13 protein-coding genes are annotated in these 16,277 nt (G+C 50.9%); 5 read left to right on the forward strand and 8 right to left on the reverse strand.

Features of this window, described 5'->3' with window-relative positions:
• The first annotated feature begins 16 nt into the window (after positions 1–16).
• Both axe2C and ACSV5M_RS16820 read left to right on the forward strand, forming a co-directional pair.
• Positions 17–1,123 (forward strand): bifunctional acetylxylan esterase/glucomannan deacetylase AxeC2, encoded by a 1,107-nt coding sequence (gene axe2C, locus ACSV5M_RS16815; RefSeq protein ID WP_439177544.1) that lies wholly within the window; start codon positions 17–19, stop codon positions 1,121–1,123.
• A 466-nt stretch (positions 1,124–1,589) separates the two neighbouring features.
• Positions 1,590–2,852 carry a hypothetical protein gene (locus ACSV5M_RS16820; protein ID WP_439177546.1) on the forward strand — a complete coding sequence of 421 codons (1,263 nt, stop codon included), beginning with the start codon at positions 1,590–1,592 and terminating at the stop codon, positions 2,850–2,852.
• A gap of 106 nt (positions 2,853–2,958) precedes the next feature.
• On the opposite strand, the gene ACSV5M_RS16825 is transcribed toward ACSV5M_RS16820, so the two are convergent.
• Positions 2,959–5,508: an efflux RND transporter permease subunit gene (locus ACSV5M_RS16825; RefSeq protein WP_439177547.1), complete on the reverse strand. Its 2,550-nt coding sequence runs from the start codon at positions 5,506–5,508 to the stop codon at positions 2,959–2,961.
• Positions 5,509–5,767: 259 nt separating this feature from the next.
• Entirely contained in the window at positions 5,768–6,088 is a 321-nt protein-coding gene (locus ACSV5M_RS16830) for a SelT/SelW/SelH family protein (RefSeq protein WP_439177549.1), read from the reverse strand.
• 93 nt (positions 6,089–6,181) lie between these two features.
• Here ACSV5M_RS16830 and ACSV5M_RS16835 point away from each other — a divergent pair, with 93 nt between their 5' ends.
• The 3 genes from ACSV5M_RS16835 to ACSV5M_RS16845 all read left to right on the forward strand — a co-directional run bounded on the left by ACSV5M_RS16835 (position 6,182) and on the right by ACSV5M_RS16845 (position 8,642).
• Entirely contained in the window at positions 6,182–7,015 is an 834-nt protein-coding gene (locus tag ACSV5M_RS16835) for an FHA domain-containing protein (protein ID WP_439177550.1), read from the forward strand.
• 108 nt (positions 7,016–7,123) lie between these two features.
• The gene (ppa, locus tag ACSV5M_RS16840) at positions 7,124–7,654 is read left to right on the forward strand and encodes an inorganic diphosphatase (RefSeq protein ID WP_439177551.1); all 531 of its coding nucleotides are present in this window, start codon (positions 7,124–7,126) and stop codon (positions 7,652–7,654) included.
• Positions 7,655–7,868: 214 nt separating this feature from the next.
• Positions 7,869–8,642, forward strand: a complete 774-nt coding sequence (locus ACSV5M_RS16845) for a class I SAM-dependent methyltransferase (RefSeq protein WP_439177552.1) — start codon at positions 7,869–7,871, stop codon at positions 8,640–8,642.
• Between the two features lie 21 nt (positions 8,643–8,663).
• Here ACSV5M_RS16845 and ACSV5M_RS16850 read toward each other — a convergent pair whose 3' ends face one another.
• The 6 genes from ACSV5M_RS16850 to ACSV5M_RS16875 form a co-directional block, all read right to left on the reverse strand.
• Entirely contained in the window at positions 8,664–10,409 is a 1,746-nt protein-coding gene (locus tag ACSV5M_RS16850; RefSeq protein WP_439177554.1) for a serine aminopeptidase domain-containing protein, read from the reverse strand.
• Between the two features lie 2 nt (positions 10,410–10,411).
• Positions 10,412–12,049, reverse strand: coding sequence for an HAD-IIIC family phosphatase (locus ACSV5M_RS16855; protein WP_439177555.1), 1,638 nt, complete (start codon positions 12,047–12,049; stop codon positions 10,412–10,414).
• A 32-nt stretch (positions 12,050–12,081) separates the two neighbouring features.
• Entirely contained in the window at positions 12,082–12,324 is a 243-nt protein-coding gene (locus tag ACSV5M_RS16860) for an acyl carrier protein (protein ID WP_439177557.1), read from the reverse strand.
• Positions 12,325–12,489: 165 nt separating this feature from the next.
• Entirely contained in the window at positions 12,490–13,578 is a 1,089-nt protein-coding gene (locus ACSV5M_RS16865) for an acyltransferase family protein (protein WP_439177559.1), read from the reverse strand.
• 43 nt (positions 13,579–13,621) lie between these two features.
• Complete coding sequence (locus ACSV5M_RS16870) at positions 13,622–14,734, reverse strand: acyltransferase family protein (RefSeq protein ID WP_439177560.1); 1,113 nt, start codon at positions 14,732–14,734, stop codon at positions 13,622–13,624.
• Positions 14,734–16,272, reverse strand: coding sequence for an amino acid adenylation domain-containing protein (locus ACSV5M_RS16875; protein WP_439177562.1), 1,539 nt, complete (start codon positions 16,270–16,272; stop codon positions 14,734–14,736). The genes ACSV5M_RS16870 and ACSV5M_RS16875 overlap by 1 nt, the downstream gene beginning before the upstream one ends.
• Between the last annotated feature and the right edge of the window lie 5 nt (positions 16,273–16,277).

Here is a 16,277-nt window from a genome sequence, read left to right on the forward strand (position 1 = left end):
ACCTATGAGCCCTTTTATGAAGATCAGCTGGTTAAAAAAATGGGGGTTGCAGGGCGTGATTCTGTTGTGCCTCGGCTGCGCCGCATCACCCCATAGCGTTGAGAAATTTATGAACGATACTGTTATCTCCCGCATTGCAATGACCGATGCCCGCATGCAAACCATGGGGCGAACCGAACCTCTCACCAATGGCGGCATCCGTTTTTCTTACCCTGGCGTGACGACACGCTTTCGAGCCGATGGCAAGATGCTTTGGTTGCAAGCTCACAGCACAAGTGAACAAAGTCATCTGGAGATTATCGTTGATGACAATGCACCCCGTGTTATCCGGCTGGCGCAGCGAAGCCAACGCATTCCACTTTTAATTGAAGCGCAATCAATCGCATCGCCGCATCGGGTAACAATCATTCACCGTGGAGAAACCTGGCATGGCACAGTCACCCTTGAACATATTGAGATTGCCGACGGAGATTTGCTCGATCCACCACCACTGCCCCACAAGCGGATGCTGATCCTGGGGGATTCCGTCACTTGCGGTGAAGCGATTGAGCGCACGGCAGATTGCAAGAAAGACACCCGCTGGTGGAACCCGCGCCTGTCCTACGGCATGCTCACCGCCGCCGCACTTGACGCCCAGGTCCATCTGGTCTGTTACGGCGGGCGCGGACTGGTGCGCAGTTGGAATGGCCGGACAGATGAGTTAAATCTGCCGGATTATGTTGAACTGACAATCGCCGATCAAACATCCCCCGTGATCTGGGATCATCGGCGTTACACGCCCGACCTTATCCTCAGTGCCATCGGCACCAACGATTTCAGTCAGGGCATTCCGGAGCGGGAGCCGTATGTCACGACCTATGTCAGACTCATCGAACGCTTGCTTGAACTGCACCCACAGGCGCAGGTCGTCTTGACGGAGGGCGCCATATTAAAGGACGAAAAGAAGGCCGCCTTGACTGAGTATCTGCTGGAAGTACAGCGGCGCATTACCAATCCACAGGTCCACCTGCTCTCATCCAATCATTATCCGGGCGATAGCTGCGATGCACACCCGACCAAAGAACAGCACGCGGCTATGGCAAAAGACCTGGCACCGCCATTAAAACAGCTCATGCAGTGGTAACCAAAAGCCAACCTCGGCTCCCGGAATACGCTCGCCCCACGGGCGTATTCACCTCATCCTCCCGCTTTTAATAATTCTTCTTCATTAAATTCGGCGCCATCCATACAGAACGCAGCAAAAAACGCCCGGCGCGAAAAATATCCTTTCACCTTATGGTCTTTGTGAATATCTGTGTGCTATGTTTGCTTGTACACATGTATTTCAGACTATTCAAATTGGAATGCATGTCCGCAGTACTCGATCTCAATATATGCGTTTATTTGTAAAAATAAATTTATTGATGATCGAGCCAGCACGAATGTTTATTCCAAGTTCGTGCAGAAAATATGTCGTAAAACGCAGTCAATCTTCCACCCGCGATTGAACTGAATAATAAAGACAACGCAATTGTTCGGGTAGTTGAAACACAGCAACAACGTTTTAATAAAAAAAGCGGTTTCAAAGATAAATATAAGAGGAACACCACATGATCAAGCAAATATCCCTTACCTTGTTAATCGCCGCCTTGCTGACCGGCTGCGGCGGAAGCGATAACGACAGCGATTCAAACAGCTCATCCAGCACACCTTCATCCAGCAGCGTTGCATCAAGTAGCGAAGCGCCCTCCAGCGCACCGGCATCCAGCGAGGCATCCTCCAGTGAAAGCTCCGCTGCATCATCAACCCCCTCCGCCGATTTGAGTTTTGGTTTTGAAGCGGGAATTGATGGCTGGTTTGTGAACGGTTCCGAAAACCTGATCGTGACCACCGAACTGGAGTTATCTCACGATCAAATTAATTCGGCACTCTCGATCAAGCCGTTGACGTGGGTGGGGGACGATTACCGGCGGCAGGCAAGAATAGCCCTACCGGGAAATCCAACGCTGGATAATGCAGATATAGAAGTCGTCATCAACATACCGGAAAGTTACATCACCGATAACACGCTGACGCTACAGATCATTGTCGATGGTCCGACAGCAGATTATGGTACTTACATAACGATGGCGGAGTTGGAAGCGGGTGATAATACCATTACGGTACAACGCACCGTAGCCGATGCAACGTTTCTCGGCATTCAACTTACAACACCTCCAACAACAGAAAGCATTCTTGATGCTGTGCTCGTAAAAAGTGTGCTGATAGATCTTCCTGAAGAAGGTTCAAGCTCAAGCAGCTCTTCCAGTACAGGCTCAGGGCTTCTGGTCGATTTTGAGGAAGACACAGCAGGCACAGTTTATAGCGGAACTGGTTGGGTTATTCCAGATGAGCTGGATGCATCAGTGGTAACTATCGCATCTATTACCGCAGGCGACGGGTTACCCGCTAATGGAGACTCTCTGAATGTATTGAGAGTTAAACCAAGCAATTACAATACAATTCCATTGGTTGAAGTGACAATTCCTGAAGGGAAAACGTTAGCGGATTACAGTGTAACGGTGGATGCTTATCTGCCTCATAGTTCTTTGGGCCTAACGGAAGATGGGGATAACTTTTACAAGGACTTCTTTTTGCTAGCAGGCACAAGCATTACCAGTGGCGCTAATGTGGAAAACGTTGCTTACCACTCCCACATTCCTACAGAAGGCAATGTAGACCAATGGGTTACGTTTACGTTAACTGTAGACCCCGTTAAGGGCGCCGCATTAACTGGCGCAATTGAGGTTGCGCTAGGTATATCTAGAAACGCTGATAATACCAATGATGATGCTTACTATCTCGACAACATTCAGTTAGTTGAACTTGAATAAGTTGGGGTAAACAACGTGCAAAATAAAAAGCCCGGCAATTTTCCGGGCTTTTTATTGGATCAACAATCAATCAAACATTAATAAGAAATCACAGCGCAATGATCCTCTATTCTGCCTTGGGTTGCTCCGCCCCCAACGGCTTCAACAACAAAATCAACTTCGGCAATAGTGTCAACGAACCCAGCACCGCCGCAAACATGGCAAACGCCGTCAACAGACCAAAATAAATCGACGGAATAAATTCTGACAATGCCAGAATCGAGAAGCCAACAATAATGGTCGCCGAGGTGTAATACATAGCGCGACCGATCGAGGCATGCGAATTGTGCATCGACTCTACATAACTACCCGTCTGCGCAAACTCCTGGCGGAACCGATAAAAATATTGGATCGCCTGATCCACCCCAACACCCACGGTGATGGCAGCAATCGTAATGGTCATCATGTCCAGCGGAATGCCGGCCAATCCCATCCCGCCCAACACCACACTCGCCGCCAACATATTCGGCAAGATCGCGATGAGGGCGATCTTGAATGAGCGGAACAGCACCAGAATCATCAACATGATCGACACAAACACCACGCCGATGGTAGCGATCTGGGATTGAAACAGGCTTTGCAACATGTTGTTGTAGAGCACCAGCATACCGGTGAAATTTACCTGCTCCGGCTTTAATCCGACCTCATCAATGGCATAGGTGCGAATTTTTTCTACCAGTTCAGCGCGACGCAAATCCGGTGTGGTTTCTTTGACACGCAGAGAGATGCGCGCTTGTTGATGCTCATCTGACAGATATGGCCTGATCAGAAAATCGGTGATGTCATCGGACAGCATCCGGCGCATCACATTTAACTCAAAATTATTCAGGCGGCCACCATTGATGTCCTGTGCAAGCTGATAGGTAATCGCCAGCGACTGAACCTTCCCAACCTCGGGCAAGGACTCAAGGTAGTTATGCAGCTTTCTGATTTCGTCCAGTCCATTCAGCGTGAACCAATAACTGTCCGGCGCTTTTTCAGCGGATTCATCGGCGAAAGGATCATCAGCAAACGGATCTTCTTCATCGGCAAAAGGGCCTTCTTCGGCCTCGGGATCGGCGAATGGATCATCTTCCAGCGGTTCTTCCGTGCTCGCCATCCACGCGGGATCAGCGTCGAGGATAATATCCAGGGTCACTGTACCGCCCAGCTCCTGGTCGATAACTTTCATGCCCTGATGAATTTCGCTGTCTTCGTGAAAGTAATCGATAAATCGATTTTCCACTTGCAGTTGTGTAATACCAAAAATACTGATCAGGCCAGCCAAGAGGGCAACCAGCAATACCTTGCCACCATGAAGCTCTGCAAAGCGGGAAAAGCGCATGGTCATCGCCGCTGACTGATCACCGCGATCTTTGGGTTCACCTTTAGGTAAAATCATCAGGCCAGCGGGCAACAAGACAAAAGATAAGAAGAAGGCGACGATCAAACCGATGGTCATCATCCAGCCGAAATCAATCACCGGGCGAATGCCGCTCATCAACAACGACATAAAAGCCACCATCGTGGTCAGCGCGGAATAGAAACAGGGTACAACCATCATGCGCGAGGTTTTCAATACCAGTTCGGCCTGCGTCCAGTCAGGGTATTGCGCATGGAGTTCGCGATAGCGCACCACGATATAAATGGTAAACGCCAGGGCTAGGATCAACAGCAAGGCCACGAAGTTGGAGGAGATGACTGTCAATCGCCAATCGATCCAGCTGATCCAGCCCAGCATCAATAGGACGGACATGATGCAGGTTGCCAATGGCAAAATAATGTAACGCAACTGGCGGAAAATAAAGGCAAGCATCACCACAATAAACAGCAGGATGGCAATACCAAAAACGACGAGATCATTTTTGATATAGGTGATCATGTCGGAGGTGATCATGCTCACGCCGCCGAGGAACAATTGCGCATCCCCGCGGTACTTGTCCATCACCTGGCGCACGGTCTCCACCCGTTGGTGATCTTTTACGGCCTGTGCCGTGCGGTAATCCAGAAATTCTTTACTGACTTTTTCAAGCTCTATTTTTTCTTCTTCACTCAAACCTTCGGTATCACGCTTCCAACGCAACGCATCGCGATGACGCACCATCTCGATGTACTTATTGTTGACCTCCAGATTGAGCAGTAACGCGGTGGTTTTGCCATCCGGGCTTAGCAACATATCGCGATAAATCGGGCTGGTCAGAAATTCCTGTTTGGCCTGTTCACGATCCACGCCTTCCGTCAACAATGTCCGGGTCGATTCCTGCTGTTCTGCCAGCGAGCGCATAGGGCTGTACAACAAAGGCACATCAATCATGGAATAAACACTTTCCACACCTTCGACCTGCGCAAATTCCGCGCTCAATTGTTGTAATAATTCAATGGATTTATCCGAAAAAAGATCTTCGTGGGGCGTAAAGGTCACCACCAGAAAATCGCCGCGCTGGTAGCGTTTACTGATTTCGCGCAGGTAATCAATGGACGTATCGTGTTCCAATGTCAGGGAATCGGCAGAGGCATCCAGTTTGAAGTTGGGTAATCCTGCCGCAGCCAGAAGCGCGACGAGGAACAGCACACTGAGGGTAATGAACGGACGTTTGACAACCAGAACCTGATACAGCGACGACAATCTTTGCAGCATGTGTTGGCCTTATTGAGTTGAGCACACAACCGGCATGACGCCCAATGGCTGTGCAATACATCGGCAGGACATGAATCCCGTATGAATAATCACAGATACGTTAATGAAAAGGGTTTGGTGCATGTCGCTTGATCATTGGCCATTAACCAATAAGGGAAACCGGCCGGCGGCTGGGGCAAGCGGAGCAAAAAACGCCGCTATTATGAAGCACAGGTGGTTCCTTGCAAACAAAACTCCGCGGTCAAGCGAAAAGGTGGTGTCATGGAGTGCGTTTGTGACCGTCGCTGTGGCCCAGCGGCTTATCCGGACATAATTGATCCCGAACGCGCTGCTTAAGTTCCTTCGCCTCGGGAAAACCGCCGTCCCGTTGGCGTTCCCAAATCAGGGTATCGCCAAGCCAGATCTCAAACACACCGCCGGTGCCGGGGTGCAAAGCGACCTCGTCCAGCTCACCGTCGAAGGTGCTCAATAGTTCCTGCGCAAGCCAGGCGGCGCGCAACATCCAGCGGCACAGGTTGCAATAATGGATCACTACTCTGTGCGAGGCATGGGGTGGGGCTGAAAGATTGTCCGACGTCATGATCTGGCTCCGAGTCTATTGCTTTAGTAAAAAGTATCGCTTATATAATGCCCCTACTTCCATCCCCTTCAGGACCAGTGCGCGGACTGCAAGATGCTGAAAATTCATTTCAAGGATAATCGTCACCCCCCCTTATGGGTGGTGGAGAAGCTCTATAGCATCGGCAGTGCGGCAGATAATAACCTGGTGCTGGGAGATGAAGGGATCGATCCATTGCATGCACGTCTGATCAGCAGCGAGAATAAAGTCTTCCTGAAAGACAATAACAGCCAGAGCGGCTGTTTTGTGAATGGCCAACGGGTGACCCATAAAGAGATCCTGCCCGGCGATGTTATCAAGCTGGGGGCTGTGGAGATCGAAGTGCTCGACCCGCACCGCGCCGGCACCCAGCCCTCGAGCCGCGACGAAACCCCGCCCTGGCGTCTGGTGTCCGACAGCAGTTGGCTGGCGGGCAAGAGCTTTGAAATTCCCCGCGACCAGTCAGTAATCATCGGGCGCGGCACCCAATGCGACATCGTCATCCCCGGAACCCATCTGTCCCGTCGCCACGCCGAACTCATGGTCCAGGGCACCAGCCTGCGCGTCAAAGATCTCAGCTCGGCCAACGGTACGTTTATCAATGAACGCCGCATTGAAGAATCCGTCGCCTACAGCGGTGATCGCTTGCGCATTGATGTGTACAGCTTTCGCCTGGTGGGACCGGAGAGTGTTGAGCACAAAACCCGTATCCGCCCTTCTATTGAGGCGCTGACCAAGCCGGTAGAAAAACGCCAGGCCAGCCACGAGCCAAAACGCTGGAAAACCCGCCCCACGTCACCCGGTAATCGCATTGAACCAACCTACACTGATCCGCGCAAAAGCGGGTTATGGTGGCTGGTATTGATCATCATTGTGGTTGCCCTGATTGCCGCCATCTACCTGATTTAACCCGCGCTATGCCTCCCCGGCACGTCGGCTGCCGCACATTGAGCACCCTTGGGATTGTGTTAGAATCGCGCCCCTGAAATTTCCACACTCAACCAGGTGAGCACACATATGAGCCTCGATCTAGTTCCCTCCGGTAAAAGCCTGCCCGATGACATTTACGTTGTTATCGAAATCCCGATGAACAGCGGAATCAAGTACGAGATTGACAAGGACAGCAATACCCTCTTTGTCGATCGCCTTGTCAGCACTGCCATGTATTACCCCTGCAACTATGGTTACATTCCTCATACCTTGTGCGATGACGGCGATGCGGCCGACGTGTTGGTATTGTTCCCACAGCCGGTCCAGGCGGGCTCAGTGATTCGCTGCCGTCCGATCGGTGTGTTGAAGATGACCGACGAAGCCGGTGGCGATGCCAAGATCCTGGCTGTGCCTCACGATAAGCTCACGACCTTGTATAGCAAGGTGCAATCTACTGATGACTTGCCGCCGGTTGTGTTGTCGCAAATCGAGCATTTCTTTGAGCATTACAAGGATCTGGAGAAAGGCAAGTGGGTGAAGGTGGAAGGCTGGGCCGGTGTTGATGCGGCACGCCAGGAAATTCTGGATGCGGCTGAGCGCTACAAAGCGGCGAAATAAAGTAATTTTTTGATTTGCTACTCCGTGCACTTCGTAATACGTTTGTCATTAGGGTTGTTGTTTCGAAAACGCATGCATACATCCTTGTAGCTCCCTCAAGTCGTCCCTGACTTGAGGGTTTCGAAACAACAACCCTAACGCCAAACTCGCATTGCGCGAGGTTCCTGGTTTCCACGCTCTACCATCAGACATTTCGTTCTTCGAGGGATATGACATGATCAAGCTGGGCTCTCTTCTAAGCGTATTGGCGGTGTTGATCGGTTGCAGTGAGAAGGCGCCGGTGGCCGAGCATGATGCCAATATTTATCAGACTGCTGTGTACTTTAATCCCCTGCGCCCTAAAGAAGACCGACGCGATGATGCTCAGCGTAAGCCGGCGGAGATTCTTGCGTTTGCCGGTGTTGAGCCGGGCATGAGGGTGATTGATTTGCTGGGCGGCGGCGGTTGGTATACGGAATTACTGGCGGCGGTTGTCGGCGATGAAGGCCAGGTTTATCTGGCGAATACCCCGTTATTCCTGCATTTCACCCAACCGCAAATGGAGGCCCGTCTGGCGAATAATCGCCTGAAGAATGTGACGCGGGTGGATGGAGAGTGGACGCAGATGAATTTGCCGGAGGATGTTGACCTGATCTGGCTATCCCTTGCTTACCATGACATCTATGTGAAGCGCCCCAATGACCCCAGTTTTGAGGCGGATCGCGATGCCTTTTTTGCGCAGATCAAACATGCCCTGAAACCCGGTGGGCTGGTGTTGGTCATTGACCATGCGGCTACTGTGGGCACAGGTAAGGAAGCGGCTCAAACCTTACACCGCATTGATGAAGAATTTGCCCGTGCAGATTTCGAGCGCGAAGGTTTTGAGTTCGTTAAGTCGCTGGATATTCTGCGCAACCCTGCCGACGATTACACCAAGGATATCTGGGCTAAAGGCATCATGAACAAGACGGATAAATTTATCTTTCTGTTTCAAAAACCGCTGCACTAACGCAGCACAATAACAGCGGTTTTAGAGTTTGTATTGTTCAATAAATAAGTCGATCAACTGACGGCGGCTGGCCAGCGAAGAAAAGGTGTGGTCGCCGTCTTTGATGATTGCAATATGCATCTGCCCCTTGGCCACCTGTTGCTTGACCGTGGCACCCGCCTGAGCCATCAACAAACGATAACCCGGCTCCGTTTCACCGATCAGCAAAGTCACTCGGGTGCCTCGTTGGTTAAGCGACAATAAATCTTTCTCCAGTGGCGAAAGCTGCACAAAACCCAACGCACCTGCCAGCTGTTTGCCCAAGCGGATTAATTTCTTCTGCACCAATCGCACGGCAAAAGCCAGGGCGTTGCGCAACTTTTTTGGACTGGTAAACAGCGATATCCATTTACCCAGGCTACGCACATTCCCGCTGTAATGAGCCGCATCCGCTTCGTGTTGGCTGTCTTCCGGCGCAAGCAGGGAATCGCCCTGCTTCCAATAAAATGCCAAGGGATTTATTAACATTATATGGCACACCTCGGGCAATGAATGTTGCACAACAGCCTGGAAACTGTTGTGCGCACCCGAGCACAAACCACTGAGCACAAAACGTTGGTAAGGCGTGTTCTCCCGCAAAAATGACACCGCCGCCGCAATATCCCCGGGCGCCGTCAGGGCATAAGGATTGTGGCTGGCGGGAGTAATATCCTGCGCACTGTCGCCCAGGTTACTCAGGTCCAGCCGCACAGAGCTGAAACCCATTTTTGCCAATCGCCGGCAGACATCCACGTAAAGACGATTCGGTCCGACATGGTGGCCGGAACCGCCATTAACAAATACCAGTAAAGGTTTCTGGTTGTCAGGTGTGGCCGGTTCGGTCATCACACTAAATAGCGGTCGCGCGGCCGGAATAGTTAACGCCTCTTCACGAAAGCCGTCACTGATCAAGTCGTTGTTATGCATTTGATCGAGCAGCGGATTATCCTGCTCAATAGCATAAGTGGTGTGCAGCCAATCGATAATCGCCGCGATATTGTCTTCCGGCACCTCGGTGATTTCCGCTTGTTTCATCATCCGTTCCAGGCCGGATAAATTCTGTTGCGTGACGACAACATCCTGCGCAGCAAGCGCTTGTTGTAATTTTTTTGTAGGCGGTTGCGCCGCGTTATTGATGATCAAAGCGTGCTGCAAATGTCCCGCTTGCAGCGTTAGCACATCGATCTGTTCTAACCAGGTTTGCGTCGCCGGGTATAACGGATATCCACCCGCTTCGATAAAGCCGCCCTCAGTGGACAGGTGCAACATGGAGTCAATAATTTGCAGGTCGCGCACAAAAGCCGAGCCTTTCAGGTAGGGATACCAGAAGACCGCCCCTTTCACCGGATGGGTGGCGATAAATGCACTGGCTACCAATGCACCGGAACGCAAACCGAGCAGCACGACATCGGTAACGTTCAAGGCATTCCGAAAAAAATCACTGGCCGCAGCCAGAGTAGCCAGCCAATCCCGGGCAACAGATTCATCGGCAAGCTCATGGGATGAATTACCCATTCCCAAAGGATCGTAACGCAAACACGCGAAGCCTTTAGCCGCCAGTTGATCGGCAAGATAACGCAGGGAGCGATGGCTGTGCATATATTCCGGCCCCACGGGCCCGACAATGATCACGCCCACGGCGTTTATTGTTGGACGCTTCGGTTGATGCAGCCAGGTAAAACTTTGTTCGCCGGTTGCGCTGCGCAACCAGAATGCATGACGTTGAACATCAAGAGGGTTTGTCATCATGATTATTCCTGTACCCTCAGCGTAAACCATGACATAACCGTCTGCTGCTGTTGCGCAAAATCCTGTCGTGCAATCCTGGCCGTACCGTCAATTAGAATAAATTGTTCTGCGATCAAAAAGTGTTCTACCGGTGTATTGCGCTCTGTCTTGAGATAACGCAGGGAGATATGCTCTTTCGTCAAAACCTGGCCTGCCAACCAACCTAAAAATGCCTGCTCTACCTTGCGCTGCATCACACGGCAGGACATGACCAGCGATACGATATGTTCGTCCCGATCCATCAGACAGGCAATAATTTCGCCGTGATCGCCGTGTTTATCTTTTAAACTGGCCGTCCATAAGCGACCGCCCTGCTGCAAAATATCGTTAACCTCTGCTTCTGTGTAACGCACACCATTCACATTAAATTGATTGGTTTTATTGATAAGCTGCACTGCGCGCTCCTGCTGCGCATGGGTTCGATCCGCGATATGCAACACCATCTCCAGTTCGCGCAAAAATGTGTCCAGATTTACTTCAGTGGATGCAACGGGCAACATGCCAGCAAGGCGAGTCCGATACAGGCGCGTGCGCTGTTTGTCTTCCTCGGTTAGCGTGGTAGTGGAAAACAATTGGTCCAATTGCGCAACCAACGCGGCAAATCCATCCACCTTGGCCGGAAAGGTCACACAGGTTACGGACGGAAGAGCCTGGGCAACAGCCGCAATCTCTACCGGATTGTCATCAACAAAAACACAAGCATCCAGCCCCAGGTTCAACTGCGCCATCAAGGCATTTATTTGCGCCGCTTTACCTTCATAACTCGCCAATACTGTAACAAAATCCTCTTCGCGCAATACAGCGTTCGCACGCTGAAACGGCGCGAGCGCCAGATCAGGATCATTCTTGCTTACCGCCGCCAACAGAACCCCCTGGTTCTTCAGTTTGCGCAGCAGGGTTTGATAAATAAAATGCGGGTAACCCTCCGCCTCAGGTCTGTCCTTGACCCCCGCTACACCCTCTTCACCGATCACACCATGCCACATGACGTTATCCAGATCTGTCACCAGCACCTTCCTGGGTTGACTCACCGGCGTCAGCACAGTCTGGATAATTATGTCCGCCAGTTCACCACTTTGGTTGCTCGCAACTGGCACGCCAAAATTCAAATAACTGGTGAGCGAAAAAAAATCAGCCGACAACACCTCAGCATTGAGTTGTAACGCCAGCGCCACTAACTGTTTGCCAAGCCGTAGATTCTCTGCCGCGTTGGCATAGAGCGGCAAGACCGGCGCCTGAACATAAAAGAAATGGGCATTGCGTTGCTGGAACAATGCGCCGATGCTGTCCAGCCGCTGTGCAATCTCTTCAACTGCCAGTAGCGTTTCGTTAACCCCGGAACGCCAATCGAGCGCCGGCAGAAAATCCCAGGGAAAAAGCAGGAAGCATTCCTCAACACCCGATTCCTGCGGCGTTAACAGATATTGATGCAAGGTATTAAACGGTATCGTTTGTATCTCGCCATCCACACCACGCAGCGCATACTCGGCACGCAGAAATAAACTCAGATTCTCCGGCTGACCAGACATAACCAACGTCAGCCGCTGCTTTTTATCGGAGCTGAATCCTTTTAACAGACTGTGGGCTTGCAGGAATTTCATAACGGCTCCAGTGTCGTTGCGGGCTCGCTGCGCTATTGACCCAGTTTTTGCTCAAGCAGTTTCACGCAGGATTCAAACGAGGTAATTTGCATAGCGTCTGACAACTCAAGCTGCACATCAAATTCACCTTCAATGCCTGCCACCAGCGAGACCTGTGCCATGGAATCCCACTTGGGTGTGTTGTCCTGGTTGACCTGTTCTACGCTCGCGTCATCAGGTAGTTGTAGGACGAAGCGAAAGATGTCTTTGAGGTTTTCAAGCATGGTTTCTGTCATTTCATTATTCTCTCTGGGTTTTCAGTGCGATTATCTCGTCGAAGGGAATTGGGTGGAGACTTCTGAGACCGTCAGCGGCAAGGATGCCGCTGTCGAGCCCCCACGGATGGGTTTACGGCGTGTCTCAGAAGTCTCCACCCAATTCCCGCTTCTATCTAATCCAACTCATCCACTAATCGTTACACTTTTTTGCGGATTTACCAGCAATCGTGTTAAAAACGCTCGCAAACTTTTTGCCATGCGTTTATCCACTGCGACATAAATGATAAACGCCAAACCCATGGCAAGAATCGTTAATCCCAACAACAGTAAATACGCATTGACTACTGGCGCTAGCAGATCTATCAAATAGCGGCCAAACATGTGATGCGTCAGGTATAAGGGATAACTCAGCCCACCCAACAAAACAATCGTTGACGAGGCTTTGATGTTCAGGCGCCCGATGGAAATCAAAAACATAAATACATAGAACCCCAGGATGATACCGGTGCAGATCCATTGGTCAGCGGCATGTTCCACTTCAATAAACTGTCGAACCAGGGCGGGTACGTGGTACACACTTAACAGCACGCACAATGCCAGCATAATCCAGTGGAACAAACGATAACCCTGTTGGCCGCCCAGGTAAAACACGCAGCCAGCAATAAAGTAAGCTGAGTAGGCTGGCGGCAGGAACCAGGGCATAAAGAATGGCTGTTTGAATACGGCATAGCAAATTGTCAGTGCCATCCATGCGGCCAACCACCAGTGAACCCGTTGCACAATACCGCACACTATCAGCAAAAATACGCAACCATAGAATTGCAATTCCATATGCAAGGTCCAGAACACCGGATCGATATCGCCAATATGCATATAATCATTCAGCAGCGTCAGGTTGGCGAAGAAATCCACCAGGCTCATGTTGAAATAAGGCCCATGAAAATAAAACAGTATCGCCGTGGTGAACAGAATCGCTGCCCACAAGGTGGGATACAAGCGAGTGCCACGGGAGATAGCAAATTCCAGTGCGCTACGGTTTAACGCCGAGGCGAGGATCACAAAGCCGCTGATCAGGAAAAACAATTCCACACCCAAAAACCAATATTTGGTTACCGGGTATAAATCCGGATATACCTCCATAGGTGCAAGCAGTCTTTTTCGTCCTTCCATAACGTCTGCTGCACCGAGCGCGGTGTAGTGGAACACCATCACCATAAAGGCAGCAACAAAACGCACCAGATCAATCAGGTGGTAACGGTGTCTCTCACTCATATAACAGGTCTACATAATTGAACAGAAGACGTCCGGGTGTTGCTCAGGACGATGTATCGGATAAATGTCCTGCATCACTCCGACGCGGCACTAACAACCGCGTCAGGACTTTGCGCAGGAAGCCTGCAAATCTCCTGTCAATCAACTCTGTAATGACATAAGCAACAAGCAATGCAGCAACGATCAAACCAAACAGGATGACGTATTTATTCATGATAGGATCAAGGTAATCGATCAGGTAACGGCCAGCCACATGATGGGTCAGGTAGAGGGGATAGGTGAGCGCACCCAGCAGCGCCACCTTGGCTGACCGCCGGATACTCAAACGCCCGGACGCTATCAGGAGAAAGAGCGTGTAAAAGCTGATGATCATCGCGGAGGTAATTAACTGATCGCGCAGCTGATGTCCCTGAATATATTCATCGGTCTGCGGAAAAATATAAAACAATCCCAGTGCAAGCGAGGTTACCAGCATGACGATATGAAATGCCCTAAAGCCATCTTTCGTCGCAAGGTAAAAAACGGCGCCCGCGATAAAATAGGATGAATACGCGGGTGAAATAAACCAGGGCATAAAGAAGGGTTGGCGAAAGACTGCATAACAGATCGTTAACACAATCCATACACTCAACCAGATACGATAATGCTGCACAACGCCCAACAGGATCAGTAAAAACACGCAGCCGTAAAACTGCAGTTCCGCATGTAGCGTCCAATAGACCGGATCAATATCGGTTATGCCCACGTAATCGTTGAGCAGCGTCATATTGGCGAGAAAATCGGTGAGGGTGACATCAAAGTCCGAGCCAAGGAAAACAAACAACACGCCGGTGGTAAAGATAACCGCCACCCAGTAACTCGGGTAGAGCCGCGTTCCCCGGGAAATCGCAAATTCTATTGCGCTGCGATTCAGCGCCGATGCCAGGATGACAAAACCGCTGATCATAAAAAATAAATGTACGCCCAAAAAGCCGTACTTGGTAAACCAGAAAAATTCCGGATACAAATCCTTGGTCGCCAGCAATTTGTATCGGTCATTCATCACATTACCGATACCGGACGCGGTGTAGTGATACATCAACACCATCATCGCCGCGATAAAGCGAATAAGGTCTACCAGGTGGTAACGTTGATGATCTTGCGTCGGGATACTCATTATTCCACCGCTGTAAAGACGATGTGTTTAGTCGCCTTGCGATCATACTTGCCATTTGGCGTGCGTGGAAATTCGCCCTCGATCAGTCGCAAGCGCGTCGGCACCATATACGGCGGCAAGCGGGACTTCAAATCCTTCGTGAGCGCGTCCAACGTATATCCGTCACTGAGACTGACCAACGCACCCAGTTCACGCTCGTTCTCATTCTCACTGTTGTTGAACACCACTACACCTTCCTCTACACCGGGCAATGCCATCAGGTTGGCTTCAATTTCGCCCAGCTCAATGCGATAACCGAGGAATTTAATCTGGTCATCAGCGCGTCCCAGGAACAGAAAGTCGCCATTGGTGTCAATGCGCACCAGGTCGCCGGTGCAGTACAAAGGGTCATGGAAATACGGATTCTTGGGGTTCTGGATGAAGACCTTCTGCGTGCGTTCAGCATCCCCCAGATAACCATAGGCGACGGAGGTGCCGCGCACCAGCAACTCGCCTTCGGCGCCGACCTCGGTAGACAATTCCCCCGACGCCTGGCGCACAAACAATTCCATATTCTTACGCGCCTTACCGATGGGAATACTCATGCAATCGGGACCGGGGCGTTCACGGACGATGTGATAACTGCAATCCACGGTAATCTCCGTGGGGCCGTACATATTGGTAAATTGTAGATGCGGATAACGCTGCATCCACTCCGCCAGGATGTCCGCCGGCAGAACTTCGCCCGCGCAGATCAAGTGCCGCAATTGTGGAAAACTGTCTTCCTTTAAACGACGGGATTTCAACAACAGAGTCAATACTGAAGGCACACAGAAAAAGGTGGTGATCTCACGCTCGCGTAGCCAGCGCACCAGCAACGGAATAACCGCATTCAGTTCCTCGTGTACCAGATGCAAGGTGGCGCCGGTTTTGAAAGCGGTGTAAAGATCGAAGGTCGAATTATCAAAGTACAGCGGCGCATGGTTGGCAATAACATCCCGGTCTGTCAGTTCGTAGGTTTCAACGCACCAGTCGATGTAATCAATAATTGCCTTGTGAGGAATCATCACCCCTTTGGGCGTTCCGGTTGAGCCGGACGTAAAGAGTACATAGGCGATATCGATGGACAGGTTTTTGTAGTCAAGTGGCGACTCATCGCCGCCACTGTAGTGGCTGATATTGATCAACCGAACAGTGCTTTCAGGTAACAGCGTTTTTAATAATGCTTCGCTGTGATCATCCACGATCAACACGGTTGCATTGGCGGCTTTGAGGATCGCCTCCAGCCGTTGTGCTGGCGAATTAATATCGATGGGAATGTAGGCACAGTCCGCCTTGAGGATGCTGAGGATCGACTGGATGGAGCGCACACTTTTCTGCATAAAAAATGGCACAAAACCACCGCGTTTTACACCCGCCGCCTGCAAAGCTCGCGCAAAGGCATTCGAAAAACCATCCAGCTGCGCAAAGGTTAATACATCGCCCTCACAACTCACCGCCGGTTTGTCCGGAAAGCGCCGGGCCGATGCACAGAAGTAGTCTTGTACAAGCGTAATCATATTGG

Origin of the sequence: Cellvibrio sp. ARAG 10.3 (assembly GCF_051846955.1) — a bacterium.
Taxonomy (GTDB): Bacteria; Pseudomonadota; Gammaproteobacteria; order Pseudomonadales; family Cellvibrionaceae; genus Cellvibrio.